Genomic DNA, 21,475 nt, shown 5'->3' on the forward strand with positions numbered 1-21,475 from the left:
ACTGCCGCGCCCGAAACGACCCGGGCGAGCCTGCTCTTTGCCCCTCGGCCGCACACGAGACCCCGGCGTCGCCGCGGTCGCGCGACCCGAGCTCGCGCCCTCCCCTGATGACCAGCGACGATCCGCCCGCGAACGAGCCGGACGAGCGCGACCGCGACGACGCGGGTCGAGGCTCCGACGTCGCTGGCATGGAGGTCGGCCCGGGCGTCGGCAACGTGCTGGGGTTTTCGTTGCTGTTTCGCGAACGTCGCGCCCTGCTCGCGCTCAACCGGCGCAGCCTCGCGGCGGGCGTGCGCCTGCGCGAGTACGAGGCCGTGATCCCCGGGGTTCGGTTTCCGCTGCGGGGGCCGCTCAACGCGACGACGTTCCGCAACCGTCGCCCTCGCATGGTCGGTGTCACGCTCGCCGTCGAAGATCGGGCGCTGCGTCCGTGGCTGCGCGATCGCCTGGTTGGTCAGCAGCTGCTCGGGGTCGAGATCCAGCACGTCGATCTGGATCTGCGCCGCGAGCTGCCCGAGGCCGAGCTTCCGCGGCCATGCCTGATGCTGCAGGGCAAGGCCAGCGACGGCGGCGGCGTCTGGCTGCTCGTCGGGTTCGACGCCGAGCCGCACCACCGGCTGTTGGTGCTGCGTCCGTGTCGGCTGTGGCTGGTCGGCCACCTGCCCCAGCGCCCGCTCGACGCCCGCAGCCCAGCGTTCGTGGGCGCCGACGCTTCAGTGGATCGAACCGGCCGCGACACCTCGGCGCAGCGGCTGTGGCGAGCGATCGCCACCCGGCTGGCAGCAGGAACGATCGGTGGGGTCCACACGGGCGTGCTCAGCAGCGACGACGGCGTGCTGACGATCGACGCCGCGCGCTTGGCCCTGACCCGGCCGTTCGCCAGCGTCGGGTGGAAGGCGCCCAACCTCGAGGGCTGCGCGATCCAGGATCTGGCGCTGAGCCGCCGCGGGATCACGATCGAGCTGCGCGGACCGCTGACGGAGGCCGAGGCCGGCGATCACCACGATCCCGATGGCGACGATAGTCCCGACGCGTCCAGCTACCCGCCGATCGAGCCGCGCGCCAGCGAGGCAGCCGCTCGAGCCGTGGCCCGGCTCGACGGTGAGCCGGGCCTGCTCGACGAGCCGATCGGGCGGGGCCTCGACCGCGCGCGCGCGCTGCTGCGGGCCAACCCAGTCGAGCCTGCGCAGGACCAGGACGACGTCGGCCCGGCGCTCGATCAGCTGGCGGCGCTCAGCCGCGAGCTCCACGAATTCCCGGCGGCCCAGGTCGCGGTGGTGCGCTGGCGGGTTGCGATCTCGCGGTTTCTGGATCGCGGCGCGTGCCTCGAGGCCGTGCACGAGTGGCTGGATCTTCAGCCGAGCGCGGCCAAGCCCCGGCAGCTGGTCGGCGTGCTGCTCGCGGCCCAGGGTGAAGCCCAGGATCTCGCCCGGCTGCTGGCCGCCGAGTGTCGTCAGCCCCACCCGCCGCTGACCCAGGCGCGGCTCGAGCTCGCGGTGGCGAGCTTGCTGATCGACCACCTCGATGACCCCCGCAGCGCGCTGGCTCTGGCCGGGCCGCTGACCCAGCGGCTGCGCGAGCAGATCGAGGGCGCCCGCGATCGTCGACGCGGCAGCCGTCGCCCCGAGCCACACGATCCCGAGCCACACGCGCAAGCCGGACTGAGCGAGATCGTCGCCGAGCTCGAGGCGATCCTGCCCGAGGCGCTGGTCGTGCTCGCGCGGGCCCGAGTGGCCGAGGTCGCCCGCGAGGGCCGGTCGCTGGCCACGGTGCCGCACGTGCTCGAGGCGCTCGAGGAGGCCCTGCAAGCGACCCGCAACCCGCGACGCCGCGCTGATCTGCGCGCCCGCGTGGCCGCGAGCTTCACCCGCTACGGTGCAGAGCACGGCGATGATCGGCGCGGGGATCTGCAGGCGCTCGCGCTGATCGAAGCCGCGATCCAGGACGACCCCGAAGACGAGAGCCTGCTCGATCGCGCGATCGAGCTGGCCCTGCGAACCGACGCCCGCGGGACCGCGGCGACGCTGCTGCGCACGCGGCTGGCTGCGGCCGCGGCCCACGAGCGGGCGAGCCTGCGCAAGCGGCTGATCGCGGTGGCGGCCGAGCTCGACGATCGCGACCACCAAGAGCTGGCCCGCCGCGAGCTGGGCCTGGCGTTGGAGCAAGAGCCCGACAACGCCGCCCTGCTGCGCCGCGCGGCCACGCTCGAGCGCAAGCTCGGCGACGCGCGGGCCGCCGCAGACTTTCTGGCCCGGCTACTCGAGCTCGATGAGCACGGCGAGGTCGAGCTCGACGATCGCGACGTGCTGGTCTTGGAGCGCGCCCGGCTGCTGCGGCGCGCCGGGCAGATCGACGCGGCGTGGGACAGCCTTCGCCCCGCGCTGGGCTTGATCCCCGAACAGCCGGAGCGGGTCGCCGAAGATCCGGTCGCGCAGCGCTGGGTGCTCGACGTGCTCGAGCTGGCGCTGGAGCTGGCGCCACCGACTGATCGCCCGCGGATCCTCGATCTGCTGATCACCCACGCGCACGGGCAGCGACGCGGCGAGGCCCTGGTCGAGCGCGCAGCCCAGGCGCTGCGGGTCGACGATCGCCTGGCGGATCTGTGGGCGGCGACCGACGAGCTCGAGCAGCCACAGAAGATCCTCGCGCAGATCGAGCAGCTGCTCGACGATCGTGACTACGAGGGCCTCGCGCGGCTGGCCAACCTCGCGGCGCGCGAGCGTGAGCGCACCACCGAGCTGCATGCCCGCGCCCGCCTGGGTCGCTCGCTGCTCGACGAGGGCGATCCCGACAGCGCCGTCCGCCAGCTCGAGCGCGCGGTCGAGCTGGCGCCTGATCGCCTCGCGCTGCGGCTCGCGCTGGCCGACGCCTACGAGGCCAGCGCCCAGCTCGAGGACGCGATCCCGCTGCTGCACGATGTCCTGCGCGGCGATCGTGAAGCCAGCCCCAACGAGCGCGCGCGCCTGAGCCTGCGCCTGGCCGAGCTGCTGCGGGCGATCGGGCAGCCGGAGGCCGCCGCGGAACAGCTCGCGAGCTGCGAGCGCGAGCTCAGCCGCGCCAACCCAGAGCTGGTCGCCGAGGAGCTGCGCGAGGCCGTCGCGGATCAGTCGTTCGAGGCCCTGCGTGAGCTCGCCCGTGACCGCCGCGCGCTGGCGGTGGCGCTCGAGCAGGCCGCGCTGCTGTGGCCCCGCGCCAGCGAGCCAGCGACCGCCGAGCCAGCGGCGGCCCGGCGGCTCGGCGCGTGGTTGGCCCGCGCGGCGCGGGTCCTGGATCTGGCGGGGGTCGAAGAGCTCGATCAGCTCGATCAGCTCGACCAGCTCGAGCTGCCAGCGATCGAGGCGCTGCCGCGCTCGCGCGTGGGCTTGCTCGAGGCCGCCGTCGACCTGCGTCCGGCCGACCACGAGCTGGCCGACGTGCTCGAGCAGGTGCTGCGCGAGCTCGATGATCCACACGCGGTCGCGCTGCATCTGCGCCGGCAGCTCGATCGCAACACCGATCCGGATCTGCGCGCAGCCCTGCTCGAGCGCCTGATCACCACGCTGGAGTCCGCTGACGGCGACGACACCCGCGAGCCGTCCGACAATCTGGCCCGCGATCTGTCTAGCGATCTGTCTAGCGATCTGGCTAGCGATCTGGCCGAGCTCCTCGAGGATCTGCTGGCCCTGCGTCCGCAGCACACCCAGGCGTTGCTCACGCTCGGGCGGCTGCGCTTCGCGGCCGGCGATCTCGCGGAGGCCCGGCAGCTGTGGGCGGTCGTCGACGCGCTGCTCGAGCCGGATGACCCACGCTTTCACCGACCCGCGCTGGAGCTGGCCCGCGACGCGCTCGACACCGGTGAGCCTCGCCAAGCCCGGCAGCTGGCCGAGCGGGCCCGCGCGCTGCGACCCGACGATCCCGAGGCGCTGGTGCTGCTCGGTGAGATCGCCCGCGAGCTCGATGATCCAAACCTGGCCGCCGAGGTGCTCGGCCAGCGCCTGGCGCTCGACGACGCGGGGCTGGACCAGGAGCGGGCCGAGCTCGAGCTCGCGCGGGCGGCTGCGCTCGAGCAGCTGTTCGAGCGCGACGGCGATCCCAGCTCGGCTACGCAGGCGATCGAGCACTACGCCGCCGCCGAGCTGCTGGTGCCCAGCGCACAGCGGCCCCAAGATCGCAGCTCGGCCACCCGGCGGTGGCTGGCCCTGGCGGTCGCGCTCGCGGACCACGAGCACGAGGCGCGGGCCCGCGCGGTGCTGCGCGAGACGATCGGCGACGACCTCGGGATCACCGAGCTGATCGCCGAGATCGAGCTTCTGGATCAGCGGCTCGATCGCCCGCTCGCGGCGCTCGAGCGGCTGGAGTGGGCGCTGAGCCGCCACGAGGCCGCGCCCGAGCTGCTCGCCCGACTCGGGGCGCTGCTCGCCGCGCGCGAGCATGACTTCGAGCTGGCCCAGCGCGGCCAACGGATCTTGCGGGGCGTGCTCAAGGAGCTGCTCGCTGGTCCGGGCCGCACCCGCGCGGCCGAGCTGCTGGTCGAGGTCGGGGCCAACCTCAATGATCCGGCCAGCGTCGCGTTCGCGCTCGATCAGCTCGAGCCCGAGCGGGTCGAGCAGGGCGAGCTGGCCCGGCTGCGCGAGTGGGCGATCCGCAAGCTCGGCCGCGTGCAAGAAGAGATCGGCAGCGTCGAGTCGCGGCTGGCCAGCGGCGGGCTCACGGCCGAGCGCCGCGCGGGTCTGGTCGAGCGGCTGCTGGCGCTGCTCGACGGCGAGATCGAGCGGACGGCGGCGCGGCTGCTCGAGCTGGCCGAGCAGGCCGAGCGCGACGTCGCGGCGGCGCTGGCCGACGCCGCGGTCGCGCTGCTCGAGCCGCGCTTGCGAGATGAACACGCCCGCGGCGGTCGCGACCTGCTCGAGCTCGGTATCGAGGCCCTGCGCTGCCTGGCCCGCCACGCTGGCGCCGAGCGGGTCGTCGAGCGCTGGCCACTGGTCGAGCTCGCCGTGCGCGAGGGCGTGGAGCTGGGCGCGGGGCTGCGGCCGCTCGCGAGCTTGGTCGAGCTCGCTACCGACACCAACCACCCCAAGCTCGGGGCCCTCGCCGACGCGCTGCTGGCCGAGCAGCTGCCCGTGCACCCCGACGACACCCGGCTGCTGCGCGGGGTCTGGGCGCGGACCTCGGGCGAGGTGCTGTTGCGCGAGGGCGAGCGCGGGCGGGCGACGATCGTCACGCTGTGCGCCGAGTGGCTCGAGCAGCTGATCACGGCGCGAGAGCTCGACGCCGAGACCGCGGCGACGCTGCTCGATGGCCTCGCGACGCTGGTCGTGACCGAGCTCGATGATCAGGCCGCGGCGGCGATGCTGCGCGAGCGCGCCGAGGCCCAGATCGACGATCACCCCCGGTTCGCCGCGTTGCTGCGCAAGCTCGAGTCCCGCCGTCGCTGGCCCGAGCTGGTCAGCCTGCTGGCGAAGGCGGCCGAGCGCGGGCAACCGCCAGGCGACGACCCCGACGCCTGGCTGGCGCTGGCCGAGGCGGCGGCCGCCGACGCGGATCTGCCGAGCGAGGTCAAGGCCCGCGAGCGCGCGGGCGAGCTGCTTGGACGCGCGGCCAAGCTGTTGACCGACCCCCCCGTGGGCCTGGCCGAGATCGACGCGCAGCTGGCTGATCGTGCGGTCGCGCAGCTGCGTCGGGCGCTCGAGCTCGAGCCCGACCACGCGAGCTTGCGCTGGCGACTTGGGCTCGCGCTCACGCGCCTGGGCCAGACCCGCGCTGCGTTCGACAGCCTGGTGATCTTGTGGGAGCGCGAGCAGTGGTCGGCGACCGGAGTCGAGCTTGGCGAGCTCGCGCTGCGCTGCGGCGAGCTGGCCAGCGATCTCGGCGAGTACGAGCGCGCGGTCGAGCTGCTCAACGTGGCCCACACCCGCGCGAGCGACGAGTGGCGCGAGTACGCGACCGAGTCGCTGTACACGGTGCTGCTCGCCACCAATGATCGTGACGCGGCCGTTGCCCTGGCCAGCGCGCGCGCGTCGGAGCTCGAGGATCGCCAGTCGAGCGTCCGCTGGCTGCGGCGCGCGGCGAGCCTGGCCGACGGCGGCCGCAAGGTCGAGCTGCTCAACCGCGCCCGCGAGCTCGCGCCCAACGACGACGCGCTGGTCGACGCGCTCGAGACCCAGCTCCGGGCGACCGCGGATCACGGCGCGCTCGAGCAGCTGTTGCGCGAGCGGCTCGGTCGCTACATGGCCGCGGCGTCGGGCGATCCCGCCTCGCTCGACCCCGAGCTGCGAGCCGCGTGGACCGGCGCGATCACGGCGCTGCTCGAGCTTCTGAAGATCGATCCAAGCGCCGAGATCGATCCCAGCGCCGAGCTCGACGACAGCGAGCGCACGATCGTACCCGCGACGCCGCGCCGTCACGGGGAGATCGTCGCGCTCTACGAGGAGCTGCTGACCCTCGATCCCGAGCACGTCACCGCGCTGATGAGCGTCGCGGCCGATCACCACCGAAGCAAGCGCAGCGGCGAGGCGCTGTCGCTGTGGGCCCGGGCCGAGCCGCTGTTGGCCGACGAGGATCCGCGCCTGTTCGAGGTCGCGCGACACCTCGCCGAGCCGCGCGTGGCCGCGCGTGAATTCGACGAGGCCCACCGCTTGCTCGAGCGCGCGCTGGTCGTGCGCCCCAACGATCTCGACACCCTCGAGCGCCGTCATGAGGTCGCCTGCGCCCTCGATGCGCCAGCGTTGGTGTTGGCGGCCGCGCGCGCGCTGCTCGGCCCCGAGGGCCGCAAGCTCCCGAGCCAGCGCCAGGCAGAGCTCCACGCCGACGTCGCCCGCGCCCAAGCCCTGCTCGACGCACCCGCCGACGCGATCGCGGCGATCGAGGCCGCTGTCGGCTTGGTCGAAGCACGCAGCGAGCTGCACCGCGAGCTGGTCGAGCGCTGGCTCGCGCTGCTCGATCACCCGGCGCTGGGCGATGACGATGACGCGGACCCGCTCGCGGCGACCCGGCGCGAGCTCGCGGCCCGGTCGGAGCTGCGACGGGCGTTGGGCGCGGAGCTCGAGCTCGACCAGTCGCTGCGTGAGCTCGACCTGCTGCTTGGCCTGGGTGAGCTCGACGCCGCCGCGGAGCTGATCGAGCGCCTGCTGATCGCCACGCCGGCCCAGGCCCAGCTGCGCGAACGCCTGATCGACCTCGATCCTGGCGGCCGGTCGAAGGGGCAGGGTCTGCTGGCCAAGGGGCAGGGGCTGCTGGGCGAGCGGGGGCTTCGCAGCCTGCGTCGCGTGGTCGAGAGCATTGACGCGGGCCCGACCCGCGACGAGCTCGGCCGCGAGCTCGCGCTGGCCGGGCGCGCAGCCGAGGCCGCGCGCACGACCCTCGACGCGATCGAGCGGCTCTCGGGTCACGCCGCCGCCGAGCCACAGCTGCTCGACCTGCGGGTCTGGGCGCTGCGCAAGCTCGATCGGATCGAGGACGAGCTCGCCGAGCTCGACGCGCGGCTGCGGACCGCGGGCGACGAGGGCACGGGCGACCCGGTCGTGCTCGAGCGCTTGCTGCGAGTGCTCGAGCGCGACGCGGAAGCCTGCGCGACCCGGCTGCTCGACCTCGCGAACGACGCGAGCGACACCGGCCCGGGCCCACGCACGCGGGTGTGGCTGCTCGAGTCGGCGCTCGACTTGCTGCTCGAGCACGCACCCGATCGCGTCGCGCTGGGGGTGCGGGCGATCGCCCCGCTGATCGAGCTCATCAAAGACTCGGAGCTGCTCGTCGAGCTGGTCCCCGACGAGCAGTCGGCCCGCGCCCGGATCGGCGCGGTCCGACGCGGCTGGCAGCAGCTGGCCGCCGCAGCGCTGACCCACGCCGGCCGCGACCGCCGGGTCCTCGACCAGCTGATCGAGCTGATCCATGTGGCCGACGCCGCGACCGAGGCCGCGCTGCCCGGGTTCGCCGAGCTCGGCGAGATGCTGCTCGACCGCGCGACCGTCGACTTCCCGGATCACGTCAAGCTGCACGAGCTCGCGCGCGAGCGAAGCGGTGGTGATCCCGGGGTCGCGCTCGAGCGAGTCGAGCGACTCGCCGAGGGGCACCGCATGGATCCACGTGGACGCGCGCGCCTGTACCTGGGGCTCGCGGCCACGCTCTCGGACAACCCCGACGATCTGGGCGCGGGCGACTCGGGCGTTTACAAGGAGATCGGCTTTGGGGGCTCGCCCCGCACCCCTCGCCGCAAGTTCCTGCGCGACCTGGCCGGGTACCACGCGGGCGAGTCGGCGATCTACGCCCCGCTGCGCGAAGCGCTGCGCAAGTTGGGGGCGTTCACCGAGCTGCTCGCGCTGCTCGCCAGCGTCGACGCCGACGCCGAGCAGTGGCTCGAGCTGGCCGAGGACGCGGGCGCGGGCGAAGACCGAATGGCCGAGGCCGCCGCGCGACGCCGGGCTGGGCTCGCGCTGTTTGGTCGGGTGCTGGCGGGCGAGCGCGAGGGCGGCGGACTGGCCGACGACACCGCGCTCGAGCGCGCGTGCGTGCAGCTGGGTCGCGCGCTCGCGCTCGACGGTGACGACCCCGCGACGCAGTACCACTACGGCCGCGCGCTCGAGCGGGCTGGCCACACCCTGGCCGCGTTCGAGCAGCTCGTGGTGCTGGTCGAGCGCGAGCAACATCGCCGCGCGGGCGTCGAGTTCGGCCCGCTCGCGCGTCGCTGCGGCCTGCTGGCGGTCGAGCTCGAGGCCCACGAGCAGGCCGCCGGGCTGCTGCGCCTGGCCTACGACTCGCTGACCAAGATCCGCGCCCGCGTGGGCGTGGCCGAGCGGCTGTTCGAGCTGTTGTTGGTGCTCGGCGCGGGCGAAGACGGCGACCCGCAGTGGACCACGCAGGCCGCGACGCTGGCCCGCGAGGTCGCGGCGCTGATCGAGGCGGATCTGGCCGCGGCCGCGAGCAGCGAGCCCACGGATCCAAGCCAGGCGGGCGAGCCCGCGGCCGACGCGACCGCGACCGACGAGCCGGGTCCAGCCAAGCCGGCCCTCGATCCCCTGCCCTGGCTCGAGCGCGCCGCCCGACTGGCCGCCGACGAGGCTGAGCGCGCGCGCCTCTACGCCCACGCCCACACGCTCGCGCCCGACGACGCTCGGCTCGCGGATCTCTACGAGGCCAGCTTGCGCGCGCTGACCGACGCCGGCGAGTCGCGGTCGAGCGCGCTCGAGCAGCTGCTGCGCCACCGGATCGCCAGCGGCCTGCGCAGCGGCGATCGAGCCAAGACCGTCGCCCTGCTCGAGCGGCTGTTGCTGCTGCTGCGCGAGCACGCCCAGGCCGACCCGAGCAGCGACAGCCGCGAGCAGATCCGCGATCGCGCCGAGCTGCTCGAGCAGCTGCTGCGGCTCGCTCCCGATCGGCTCGAGGCTCGGTTGGAGCTGGCCGAGCTGCGGATCCTCGAGGGTGATCACGAGGCCGCCGCCGTGCACTGGCGCGCGCTCGCCCAGCGCCTGCCAACGGAGGATCACCGGTTCCTCGCGCCCGCCCGCGCGCTCGCCCGGATCGCGATCGACGCGGGCGAGCTCGACCAGGCCCGCGGGTGGCTGCAGCGGGCGCTGGTGATCGAGCCCAGGCACCCGCACAGCCTCGCGCTGCTGCTCGAGGTCGGCCGCGGCCTCGACCTGCCCGAGCTCGTGCTCTCGACCAGCGAGACCCTGCTCGCGCTCGAGTCCACGTCGCCAGCTGCTCAGCCCGACCACGATCACGCCCCGGGCGAGGCCGGGATCGTTCACAGCCGCGCGGCGCTGCTGCGCGAGCGAGCCCGCGCGTACGAACGACTCGAGCAACCCGAGCGCGCGCTGGCCCAGGTCCGCGCCGCCGCCGAGGCGTCCGAGCCGGGCTCGGAAGATCACGTCGAGGCTGCGCGCCAGTGGCTGCGGCTCGCCACTCGCAACGCCACCCGTGTGCTGCTGCGCGAAGGCGAGGCCAAGGTCCAGGCCACGGGTGAGGCCGAAGCGCGCGCGCAGCTGCGGCTCGCGCTCGGAGATCGTCTGCCCGCGCGCGCCTACACGGCCGAGGCCGAGCTGCTCGCCGAGCGGCTCGAGCTGCGCGGCGAGGCGATCGAGCTGCTGCGCCTGGGCCTGCGCCATCACCCCAGCGAGGCCGACTTGCTCGCGACCTTCGAGGAGCTGTGCGCGGTCGCGGGCGAGCAGGCTCGCTTCGTTCGCTCGCTCGCGGAGCTGCTCGACGGCGTCGCGCGTGACGATGAGCCCACCCGCGTGCGGCTCGGCGAGAAGCTGGCCCGCGCGGCCCGGGCGATCGACGATCCCCACACCTGCATCGCCGCGCTCGAGTCGCTGCCCGGCGAGGTCTCGGAGCGGCCCGAGCTGCTCGAGCTGCGCGACTGGGCGGTCCGCGGGCTGGGCAACGTCGACGATGAGCTCGCGCGTCTCGATCAACGGATCTTGGCGCTGCCGGTCGGCGCCCCGTCGGAGCGGCTGCAGGGGATCGTCACTCGGATCCTGCGGCTGCACGGCGACGCGGGCGAGCCCACCGCGCTGCGCTTGCTGGCGCTCGGCTCGCGACCGGAGGCCGAGCCGGAGCTGTCGCGTGCGCTCGCCCGCACGGCCCTGCGGGTGGCTCGCGAGTACGCACCCGAGCAGCTCGGCGTCGCGCTCCGAGCCTTGCGCGCGACCCTCGAGCACGACTCGGTCAAGGCCGTCGCCGCGTGGTGGGCCGGCGTCGAGACGCTCGCGCTCGAGACCCGCGAGCTCGACCCGATCCTCGAGCTTCTGCGCATTGCGATCTCGGCCGAGCGCGACGGGGGCGTGGCCTATGGCAACCGCGCCGATCGCCTGGCCGCGGCGGCGGCTCGGATCGCGCCTGGTGATCCCGAGCTGCACACCCAGCTGCTGCGTCGGGCCCGGCTGGCGGCGCTGGGGTTGGTCGCGTCGGAACCCCCAATTGATCGGGAGATTGATCGAGAGATTGACCGGGACGCCGCCCTCGAGTTCCACGGCCTGCGACCCGATCCCCCGCTCAGCGTACCGACCAGCGACGAGCTCGAGCGGATCCTCGAGTGCGAGTTTGCCGGCCTCGACGCGCTCGCGCGGGACCTCGAGCTGGGCGGCGCGGCGCTGGCCGAGCTGTGGTCGAGCGCCGTGACCTCGATCGAGGTCGAGCTCGCCAGCGAGCACGCGCCAATGCTGCCCACCCTCATCGCGCTCGCGCTGCGCGAGCGGATCGAGGCCCAGGTCGACGCGCCCGCCACCTACGCGGCCTTGCTGTCGCTGCTGCGGGCGCGCGCGTGCTGGGCCGACCTCGTGGACTTGCTGTTGTGGGCCGACGAGCGCCACCACAATTTGAACCTCGACGAGCTCGACGAGCTCGCCGCTGAAGCCGGCGCCGCGGGAGACGACGTCACGCGCCGACGCGCCCGCATCGAGATCGGCGTGCGACGGGCCAACGTCCGCGAGTTTCAGGCCGCCGCCGAGGCGTTCGCCGACGCGCTCGAGGTCGCGGGCGAGGGCTGGCTGCGCGACGTCTTGCAGTATCGCTACGGCGAGATGCTGGCCCGCGCGGATCGGCCCGACGCCGCGCTCGAGCAGCTCCTGCCCCTGGTCAACCGGCCCCAGCTCGACGCCTTGATGCAGGTGATCGCCGAGCACCTCGGCGTGGATCAGCGCGCGTGGAACCAGCGCCTGGACGAGGTCGCGCTGGCTCGGCGCTGCGCGGAGCTGCTGGTCAGCGTCGACTCGCGCACGCGCGCGGCCGAGCTGTATCGGCGCGCGTACGAGACGAGCCGGACCGACGATCCGCGCCGAGTCGAGATCGCCGAGCAGCGCTTCGAGCTGCTGGTCGGGCTTGGCGAGCGAGATCTGGCCGCCGAGCTGGCCGCGACCGTGGCCGCCGAGTCGCGCGAGCACCCCGAGCGCCGCGTCGCCTGGCTGCTGCGGCTGGCCGAGCACGGCGACGAGCGCCGCAAGATCGAGGCCCTGGCCGACGCCCACGCGCTGCGCCCGAGCGACGAGCTCGCCAACCGACTCGAGCGCGCGCTCGAGGCGTTCGGCGCAGACGAGCGGCTCGAGGCGTTGCTGCGCACGCGCATCGAGCAGACCCGGATCGCGCTGGCCAGTCAGCACGCGAACCCGACCATGCGCGCGCAGGCGCGGCTGCGCGGGGCCGAGGCGCTGCGCAAGCTGATCGATCTGCGCCGGGCCACCCTCGATGGTCATGAAGATCATGATGACCCCGACGCCCTCGCCCCGCTGTGGACCGAGCTGCTGGCGTTCGTGCCCGACGATCTCGACGCCATGCTCGCGCTCGCGGCCGCCCACGATCGTGCCGGTCGCGACGCGCAGGCCAGCGAGCTGTGGAGCCGCGCGGGCGAGCTGCTGCCGGCCGAGGACGATCGCTTCTTCATGCCTGCGACCCGGCTCGCGAGCTTGGCGATCATGGCGGGCGAGTTCGAGCGAGCCGGGGCGCTGCTCGAGCGCGCGCTCGCGACCCGACTCGGCGATCACCACGCGCTCGAGCTGCTGCGTGATCTCGCGGTAGCGAGCGACGACCCGGCCCTGCACGTGCGCGCGCTCGAGGCCCTGATCGAGCAGCCCGAGCGCGTGAGCCAGCGGGCCGCGCTCGAGCTCGAGGCCGCCCGCGCGCACGCCCTGCTCGCGACCCGACGCGGCTCCGACGAGGGCCTCGAGCCCGAGTCGCTCGCCGCAGCGATCGCCGCGTTCGAGCGCGCCGCGTTGGCGGTCGAGCCGGGCTCGGCGCTGCACCGCGACATCGGCGGGGCCTGGCTGGCCATGGTTGCGACCGACTCGGCCGAGCTGATCGGCACCGACCGAACCAGCGAAGCCCAGCGCTACTCACCCCAGCAGCGCGAGGCTCTGACCCAGGCCCGCGAGCGCGAGGCCCAGGCCCGCGCCGAGCTCCGGGCCGCCCACGGCAGCGCGCTCGCGGCCGGCGATCTGCGAACCGAGGCCAGCCTGCTCGCGCTCGGTCTCGGTCGCACCGACGAGGGGCTGAGCCTGGTCGAGACCGCGCTGCTCGCCGATCCCGACGACCCCTTGTTGCTGTCCGCGCTCAAGGATCTGTGCCTCGCGACCGGCGCCCAGGCCCGCTACGCCGACGCGCTCGACGCTGCGATCGCGGCGCTGCCCGAAGGTCCCCGGGTCGAGGAGACCCGCGATCGCCTTGCGACCGAGCTCGCGTTCACGGCCGTCGAGCTCGAGGACGCGACCCGACTGCTGACCCAGCTCGACCGCATGTCGCCGCTGCGCGCCAGCTCGCCCGAGCTGCTCGACCTGCGCGAGTGGGCGATCCGCAAGCTCGGCCGGGTCGAGGACGAGCTGACCGAGATCGACGAGGAGCTGCTCGACAGTCGCTCGGGCGAGCACGCCGCGGTGCTCGTCGAGCGGCTGCTGCGAATGCTCGATCTGGATCACGACGAGACCGGTCGGCGCCTGGCCATGCTCGCGGCGCGGGCCGAGCCAGACGTGGCCGCCCGGCTGCGCGGCGCGACCCTCGAGCTGGCTCGCAGCGCCACGCCCAGCTACTTCGACGTGCTGCTCGGAACCCTCGAGTCGATGCTTGGCGACGGCCCGACCGATGCGCCCCTGCCCGCGACCGTGACGACCCACTGGCCGGCGATCGAGAAGCTCGCGCTCGACCGCGATGACCCGGGGCTGCTCGCTATGCTGATCGAGCTTGGCCAGCGCGCCGCCACGCTCGGCGCCGACGAGCTCGGCTCCCGGGCGGATCAGCTGCGCGACCTCGCGCTGGTCCGCCACCCCGACAGCGCCGAGCTCCACGCCCTGGTGCTCGGCCCGCTCGAGGTCGAGCTCTCGACCCTCGATCGCCAGACCCGGCTCGCGCGGGCCGACGCGGCCGTCGACGAGCTCGCCACGCACCTGCGTGACCGGCTCAGCGACGACCGCCACCGCGCGCGCTTGTGGGTCGGGTTCGCCAAGCTGTTCGACCGACGCGACGGCGCGGCGCTGCTCAGCCACCGCGCGCGGGTCGAGGTCGGCAACAACGAGCTGTTCCTGGCGCTGCTCGGCGCCCTCGAAGAGAACAACCACTGGACCCGCGCGCTCGAGCTGCTCGAGTACCGGGTCGCGCGCGACGACGACCCCAACCGCCAGGTCGCGGATCTCAAGCACCTCGCCCACCTGTGCGCGGACATTCTCGGTGACCCTGACGCCGCGATCGGCCACCTCGAGCGCGCGCTCGAGCACGCCCCCGAAGATCCCGACTTGATGCTGCCGCTGCTCGACCACTACTACGCGCAGCCGCAGCTCGATCGCGCGATCGATCTCAGCGCGCGGGTGCTCGAGCACGTGCCGATGGGCGCCGTCGCGTTCGCGGCCCTGGGCCACCGAGCCGCCGACGCGGCGCTGGCCACCGGTGAGCACCCCCTCGCCGAGCGGCTGCTCCGCAAGATCCTCGGTCGGGTGCCCGACGACGCCCGAACCCGCGATCGCCTGCGCGAGCTCGAGCAGCTCGCCGGTGACCCCGAGCACCGCGTGCGCATGCTCGCCGCGATCGCCAACCGCACGGCCGGCAGCGCGCGGATCGAGGCGCTCGAGGAGCGCGCGCGGCTGCTCATCGACTCGCTCGGTCGGCTCGAAGAGGCGATCGGGGATCTCGAGGCCGTGACCAGCGAGGCGCCCGGTCGGCACCGCACCGTCGGTGTGCTCGCCGAGCTCTACGAGCAGCGCCAGCGCTGGCAGCCCCTGGTCACCCTGCTCGAGCGCGAGTACCCCCGCCGTCAGGGCCTCGAGCGGGTCCTGACCCTCGAGCGCATCGCGACGATCCAGCGCGAGCGCCTCGACGATCCCTCGCGCGCCGAGAAGGCCCTGCGGCTGGCGCTCGAGAACCTCGACAGCCTCGGCGTCGATCGCCTCGCCAAGCAGCTCGACGACAACGCGGCGCTGCGCGCCGAGCTGACCACCTTCGCCAGCGCTCGCGCTGCGCTCGACGACCTCATTGAAGATCCCTACGACGACGCGGGGGTCGACCTCGACGCCGACGCGATCTTCGACCGGATCGTGCTGCCCGAGGCGCTCGCCCGCAGCCCGGCCGCGGCCAACGACGACTCGGCCGCGGCCGACGATCGCCCCCTGCCCGTCAGGCCCCGGGTCGCCCCGCTGCGCCCAGCCGACGACGCGGATGGACCCGTGACGCTGGCCGTCGCGCGGCGGGCGTGGGCCCGGCTCGGCGATCGCCTGCACCTGCAGATCGTCAGCTGCCTCGAGCTCCAGGGCCGGTACTCCGAGCTGATCGCCCACCTCGAGCAGGAGCTGCGCAGCGAGCTGGCGGGCGACGTCGATCCCCGCCAGCGGTTCCCCAGCGCCCCGGTCAGCGCCAACCCGCGGCTCGCGTTGATCCAGCGCCTCGCTCGCGCGCTCCGTGATCACGTCGACGACGGCGAGCGCACGGCCGCGGTCTACGTGCGCCTCGAGCAGCTCGACGCGCTGCCCGACGAGGGCCTGGCCACGCTGGCCCGCTGGTATCGCGCCCAGCAGCGCTACGACGATCTGGTCCGGATCCTCACCGTTCGCTCGCGCAAGCTCGCGCAGCTCGGCGACTGGGATCGCAAGGCCGAGGCCGACTTTCGGATCGGCGAGCTGCTCGAGGGTCCGCTTCGGCGTCCGCACGAGGCCGCTCGGTTCTTCCTCGACGCGTACCTGGCCAACCCCTTCGACAACCCCGCGGCGGGTGCCCGCGCGCGCGTGCTGCTGGGCGGCACCGACTCGGTCGTCAACGTCCGCAACCGCCTGCTGATGCGCCTGCCCGAGCTGCGCGAGGAGTACCGGCCCGCGCTGTTGGCCCTGCTCGCGGATCTGCTCGCGCCCCACGACGATCACGAGGCCGAGGCCGAGCGGCGCTATCGCGAGGCCCTCGGCCAGGTGCCCAACCTCGCCAGCGCGCTCGAGGGGCTCGGCCGGCTATTGTCTCGCCAGGGTCGGCTCGAAGAGGCGATCGAGCCGCTGACCCAAGCTGCGCTCAGCGCTGACATTGCCCACGATCGCGCGGCCGACGACGCAGCCGCGGCCGCGCGCGCGTTGATCGAGCTCGACCGGGCCGACGAGGCCGAGCTCACCCTCAAGCGGGCGCTCGAGCGCGCGCCGCAGTCCCAGCGCGCGCTGCTCGAGCTCGCGCGCCTGTACGACCGCGTCGATCGCAAGCTCGACGAGGCGCTGGTGCTCGAGCGCCTCGCCAGCCTCTCGCTGTCCAGCATGCTCCGCGCCGAGGTCGGCTACCGCCAGGCGATGCTGCTGGCTCGCGAGTTTCGCGACGACCCCATGTCCGAGGCCGGCGAGAAGGCCCGCGCGCTGCTGCTGGAGGCCGTCGGCGCCGACGCGATGCACGCCCAGGCCCGCCAGATCCTGCTCGAGCTGGCCAGCGCCCGCAGCGAGTGGTCGATCGTCGCGCACATGCACTTCCTGGCGATCCGCGAGCTGCCGCCCGGCCCGCGCCGGGCCCTGACCCACCTGGATCTGGCCGAGACCTACCTCGATCGGCTCAGCGACGCGCAGAGCTCGGTCCGCAACCTCGGCGCCGCCTTGCAGCAAGCCCCGACCGACGTCGTGGTCAGCAAGCGGGCCAGCGCCCTCGCCGCGAGGCTGCCGGATCCAGGCGACGCCGCGGCGCGGCTCGAGCAGTTCTCGCGCAGCCCCGGTCGGCCCGAGCTCGGCGAGGTGTTCGACGACGCCGCGCGGGCTCGGCTGTTGATCGTCGCCAGCGAGCTGCACCTGCGCAACGACACGCTCGAGCCGGCCGAGGCCGCGGCCCGGGCCGCGACCGAGCTGCCCAACCTCAGCGACGATCTGCGCAAGCTGGTCACCCGCGCGCTCGAGCAGATCGTCCAGATCGATCAGGGTGAGTTCGATCTTCGCAAGCGTCGCAAGTCGCTGCACAACCGGCTCGACGCCAGCACCGATCCGATCGAGCGGCTCCACGTGTACTCGCGGCTGCGCGAGACGGCGCGCGCCCTCGATGATCGTGCGGATCTCGAAGAGGTCACCCGCGGTCAGCTCGAGCTCGCCCACACCCTGCTCGACGGCGAGCGCGGTCCGGCCCGGGAGGCCGCGCTCGAGGCCCTGCGCGACGTGTTCGCCGAGTCCGGTGACTACGCCAAGGTCGTGCGGCTCTACGAAGATCTGGCCAGCCGCAGCGGCGACGCGAGCGAGGCCGCGACCTTGCTCAGCTCGGCCGCCCGGTTCGCGTGGTCGGGCCTGCGCGATCCCAAGCTGGCCGTGGCGATCGTCCGCCGGGCCCTCGATCGCGCGCCGACCCACGCACCCGCGACCGAGCTGCTCGGGGAGATCGCCGGGGCCTCGGACGAGCGTGAGGTCGACGCGACGATCTGCGATGAGCTGTCCCAGCTCGCGCCGCGCCAGCGCCCGCCGCTGCTGACCCTGCGCCTGGCCGAGGCCGCGCTGCGACTCGAGCGGCGCGAGCAAGCCCAGAGCGTGCTCCGCCAGCTGCTCGCGGGCGAGGCGTCGGTCGAGCTGCGCCTGCAGGCGCTGAGCCTGCTCGACGGGCTGCTCGACAGCGCCGCCCGGACCCACGATCGGATCCCGCTGCTCGAGGAGCGGCTCGAGCTGTGTCGCCGCCACTGGCCCGACCGCGCCGCAGACGTCGCGCTCGAGCTCGCCCGCGCCCAGCGAGCGATCGGCAACCTCCAAGACGCCCGCGCGACCTGCCGCACCGCCCTGCTCGACAAGCCCTCGGACCAGCCCCTGACCAAGCTCTACGCCGAGCTGCTCGAGCAGGCCGAAGACTGGACCGCGCTGGCCCGGGCGCTCGAGCAGCTCGCCAACTTGACGATCGAGACCCGCGAGCAGGCCCACTGGCTGACCCGCGCCGCCCAGGTCCACCTCGATCACGGCGCCGAGGGCCGCGAGTCGCTGACCGCCGCCCGGCGGCTGCTCGAGCGCGCGCGGGCCGTCTCGCTCGAGAGCACCGAAGCCCGCGCGGTGCTCATGCCCCTCGCGTTTCACCAGGGCGACTGGGAGCGGGTGCTCGAGCTCGCGATCGAGCTGCGCGCGAGCGCGGGCGACGAGCACGAAGCGCTGATCTACGCGGCGCTGACCGAGGCCTTCGCCCGCGGCAAGCGGACCTTGGCCCGCTCGATCGCCGACCGGCACGATCGCGGCGTTCGTCAGCGGATCTTGTGGCCGGTGTCGGCCCGGATGCTCGATCAGATCGCCACCGAGGGGCCGCTGCCGCGGCTCGACGCGCTGCTCTCGGCCGCCGCCGCGCTGTGTGGGGGCACCGAAGAATTGCTCGACGAGCTCGGCGCGTGGGCGGCCGGGCAGCCGCTCCAAGCTGGGCTCGCGCTCGGCCTCGCCCGGCTCAACGAGGCGTTCCGGCGGATGGAGCTGGCCCGGCACCTGTATCAGATCGCCGCGTTCATGGCCCCGGGCGGTCCGGTCCCGGTCCTGACCACGCGCCTGCCCCAGGCCGACCTCCCGCGCGCCCCGGCCCAAGAAGACAGCTGGGTCCCCCTCGAGTGGCGGGGGGCCCTGCGCGAGGTGTTGCTGACCCTGCGCGAGCCGCTGGCCGGCGTGCGCGGCAAGCTTGGCGGCACCCGAGCCGCGCGCACGCCGAAGGAGCGGCTCGCCGTACGCCACGCCGATCGCATCATCAATCCTTGGCGCGCGGCCCTGGGCGTCGACTTCACGATCGCCGTGACCGAGCAAAATCCCGCGGCCGGGATCGGGCTGCGCAACCTGAGCAGGCCGACGATCGTCGTGACCGAGACCCTCGTCGACGTGCCCGAAGCCGAGCGCAAGTACCGACTCGCCTACGCCGCGGCCGCGCTCGCAACGGGCATGGCGATCGTGTTCGACGATGATCCGATCGGCGTGCCCGATCTGCTCGACGCGCTCACCAGCCTGGTCAAGCCGCGCCACGAGCCGACCACCGACGCCGCCCGCGGCCTCGTCGACACCCTGGCCGCGCGCGGGCTGACAGCCTCGAAGCTCGACGTGGATCTGCGCCGCTCACTCGCCCGCGAGCTCGAGCACTGGCGCGGGGCCCCGGCCAAGCTCGAGCGGGTCCAGCATCGCGCGTGCCTGCTGATCGCCACGCGGCTGTCGGGCACCGTCGACGGCGCGTTGTTTGCCATGGCCCGTGATCGCGGGCTGCTGACCGAGGTCGGGCGGCCTGGCGATCCGGCCGTGCTCGAGACCACCGACGCGGCATGGTTGCTGCGGGCGCTGGGGATCTTTGGAGGCAACGGATGAGCGCGCGCGCACCCCATCAAATTCGTGTGTTCACCTGGAAGGAAGGGCTCTTGTCGCGGGTCGCCCACGATCTGCGCCTGCGGGTCGAGCGATTCACGATCGCGGGGCCTGGCGACAACGCGGGCGGCGACCTCACCGTCGAGGTCGACGCAGGATCGATCGTCGTCGACGGGGTCATGAATGGGTCGCGCTGTGATCCGGACCAGCTCGGGGCCCGCGACCGGGCGAAGATCGCCGAGACGATTCGCGCCGAGATCTTGAAGACCCGCGCCTACCCGAAGGTCGTGTTTCGCGGGTCGGTGAGCGCTGGCACAGGTGTCGGCGCACGGGTTCGTGTCGACGGAACGCTGGAGCTCGTCGGGGTGCGACGATCGCTGTCGTTGGTGGCCGTGCGCGAGGGCGAGCGGCTGCGCGGGAGCGTGACCCTGGTGCCCAGTGAATTCGGAATCCGCCCGTACAAGGCGCTGGCCGGGGCGATCCGGCTGCGGGATCGGGTCCGGGTCGACTTCGACCTCGACGCCGTCGCGCTCGCGCTCTAGCTGTTCATGACCGGCGTCGGCGTCGAACCACGAACAACGCCCAGACCAGCATCCCCGCCGCGACTGGACTCGGCCGCGCGCCGATCCGACAGCCACCGCCTGTCTCGGCCGGGGGTTCGCTCTCGGGGCTCTCGGGATGGGTGTATGGAGCACCGCCGGGCCAGGTCATGCATGCGGCTGGATCCCACGCAATGTTGTCCGACTCGCACACGTACGCACCGCCGCTGCACTCGGCCGCGAGCTCAGCGGTGGGATCGAGCTCGAGCGTCCCGAGCTGGTCCGCCACCGCGTCCCCGTGGCACGAGTCGTAGACGGTCCGCTCGCCGGTCACGAGGTCGAGCAGCTCGAACTGCAGGCACTCTGGCTGCGTGAGCTTGATCGACATGGCCGCATCGCCCGTGGCCGACGTGCTGGCGTGGGTGAGCTCCCGCAGCGTGTAGTCGGGCGGGGCAGGTTGGTCATCGATGAGCAGCTCGGCGTGCAGGTCGAGCCATCCCGTGCCCACGCGCTCGCTACAGTGACCAGCGCCGATCTGCAGATCCCGATCTGGATAGCCAGGACACAGGACCCCGGGCGCCGAGGCCAGATACGGCAGCGCGCCGTCACAGCAGACCAGCGACTCGAGGCCGCGCGAAGGAGTCACGCCGAGGGTCTCGGTCACCGACAGCGCCTGCGTGCCCACGACGTGGCGCGGCTCCTCGACGACCACGATCTCGGCTTGATGGCTGAACGGCGGGCAATCCTGCGGTCCGGGATCGGCGGGGAACGACGGCAGGTCGACCGTGACGGTGACCTGGTAGGTCCCGGGCACCCAGGGGTTGGCCGGGCGCCAGGCCGCGGGCGTGAAGCCCGGGTGGGTCTCGAGCGCGCCCTCGATCGGCGCGCCTTCGGAGTCGGCGACGGTCACCGTCGTGATGTCCCACGACGTCTGCTCGAGGACGCGAGCGCGCTCGTCCTCGAGCACGATCACGATCACACCGTCGATCCCGATCTCGGGCGAGTCGATCACGACGGAGGTGGGCAATCCGTCGTTGCAGTACGAGCAGTGGCCCGCGCTCGCGGTCTGCGTAGGCGCCCACGTCAGCGCTGCCAGCACGACGAACCAACCGGACCCGCGCGTCGAGGCCATCACGAGATGGTACATGCCCCACGCGACTCGCGCTGCGGTCATGCGACTCCAGGCTCGAGAGCGGCTCTCGACCGGACCCCGAGCCGAAAAAATCTGGTCCGAGCTGCACAAAGTCTGCAAACCCCGAGTTCGCGGGCCGACGACTTGGGCATGACCGACAATCGCTCATCCATCCTTCGCAATGGCCTCGTCTCGCTGTTCCACGATGACCCCCGGCTCGCCTTCGACCTGTGCGCCCAGTCCGGTGGACCCGTCATCAGCCCCAAGCTGAAGATCCGCAGCGAACGCACGGATTTCGTCGATCCCGCGGATCCCACCAAGATCCACCGAACCGACATCGTGTTCGTGGCCTACACCAAGCGCGCCGGGCTGCGGGTCGCCGTCGCCGGGCTGGCGCTGGAGGTCCTGGTCGAAATTGATCCCGCGCGCCCGCTCGGCTGGGAGGTCTACCCCGAGGGCATCCAGCGACGCCACGGCTGCCTGGGGCGGGTGGTGATCATCAGTCCCGATCCCGCGGTCCGCAGCTGGGCTCACGAGCAACAACAGCTCCACAAGGACCTGCGCCTCGGCAGCCTGCCGCCCTCCTGAGGGCTGTTTTCAGCTCGGGCCAGGCTTCT

The 21,475-nt window shown here is 73.5% G+C and carries 4 protein-coding genes; 3 read left to right on the plus strand and 1 reads right to left on the minus strand.

Annotated elements, in window-relative coordinates:
• The first annotated feature begins 107 nt into the window (after positions 1-107).
• Both ENSA7_RS12340 and ENSA7_RS12345 read left to right on the plus strand, forming a co-directional pair.
• Entirely contained in the window at positions 108-19,190 is a 19,083-nt protein-coding gene (locus ENSA7_RS12340; protein WP_106089461.1) for a tetratricopeptide repeat protein, read from the plus strand.
• Complete coding sequence (locus ENSA7_RS12345; protein ID WP_181233677.1) at positions 19,187-19,729, plus strand: YceI family protein; 543 nt, start codon at positions 19,187-19,189, stop codon at positions 19,727-19,729. Before ENSA7_RS12340 ends, ENSA7_RS12345 begins: the two co-directional genes overlap by 4 nt.
• A 4-nt stretch (positions 19,730-19,733) precedes the next feature.
• Here the strand turns inward: ENSA7_RS12345 and ENSA7_RS12350 are convergent, their stop codons facing one another.
• Complete coding sequence (locus ENSA7_RS12350) at positions 19,734-20,900, minus strand: hypothetical protein (protein ID WP_106089463.1); 1,167 nt, start codon at positions 20,898-20,900, stop codon at positions 19,734-19,736.
• Between the two features lie 108 nt (positions 20,901-21,008).
• On the opposite strand from ENSA7_RS12350, the gene ENSA7_RS12355 reads away from it, so the two are divergent.
• Positions 21,009-21,446, plus strand: a complete 438-nt coding sequence (locus ENSA7_RS12355; RefSeq protein WP_106089464.1) for a hypothetical protein — start codon at positions 21,009-21,011, stop codon at positions 21,444-21,446.
• Positions 21,447-21,475: the final 29 nt, after the last annotated feature.

It is taken from the genome of Enhygromyxa salina, assembly GCF_002994635.1.
GTDB classification, from domain to species: domain Bacteria; phylum Myxococcota_A; class Polyangia; order Nannocystales; family Nannocystaceae; genus Plesiocystis; species Plesiocystis salina_B.

Bases quoted from the DNA above. Each gene is read 5' to 3' on its own strand.
- ENSA7_RS12355 (WP_106089464.1), top strand. From the start codon at position 21,009: ATGACCGACAATCGCTCATCCATCCTTCGCAATGGCCTCGTCTCGCTG.
- ENSA7_RS12340 (WP_106089461.1), top strand. From the start codon at position 108: ATGACCAGCGACGATCCGCCCGCGAACGAGCCGGACGAGCGCGACCGC.
- ENSA7_RS12350 (WP_106089463.1), bottom strand. From the start codon at position 20,900: ATGACCGCAGCGCGAGTCGCGTGGGGCATGTACCATCTCGTGATGGCC.
- ENSA7_RS12345 (WP_181233677.1), top strand. From the start codon at position 19,187: ATGAGCGCGCGCGCACCCCATCAAATTCGTGTGTTCACCTGGAAGGAA.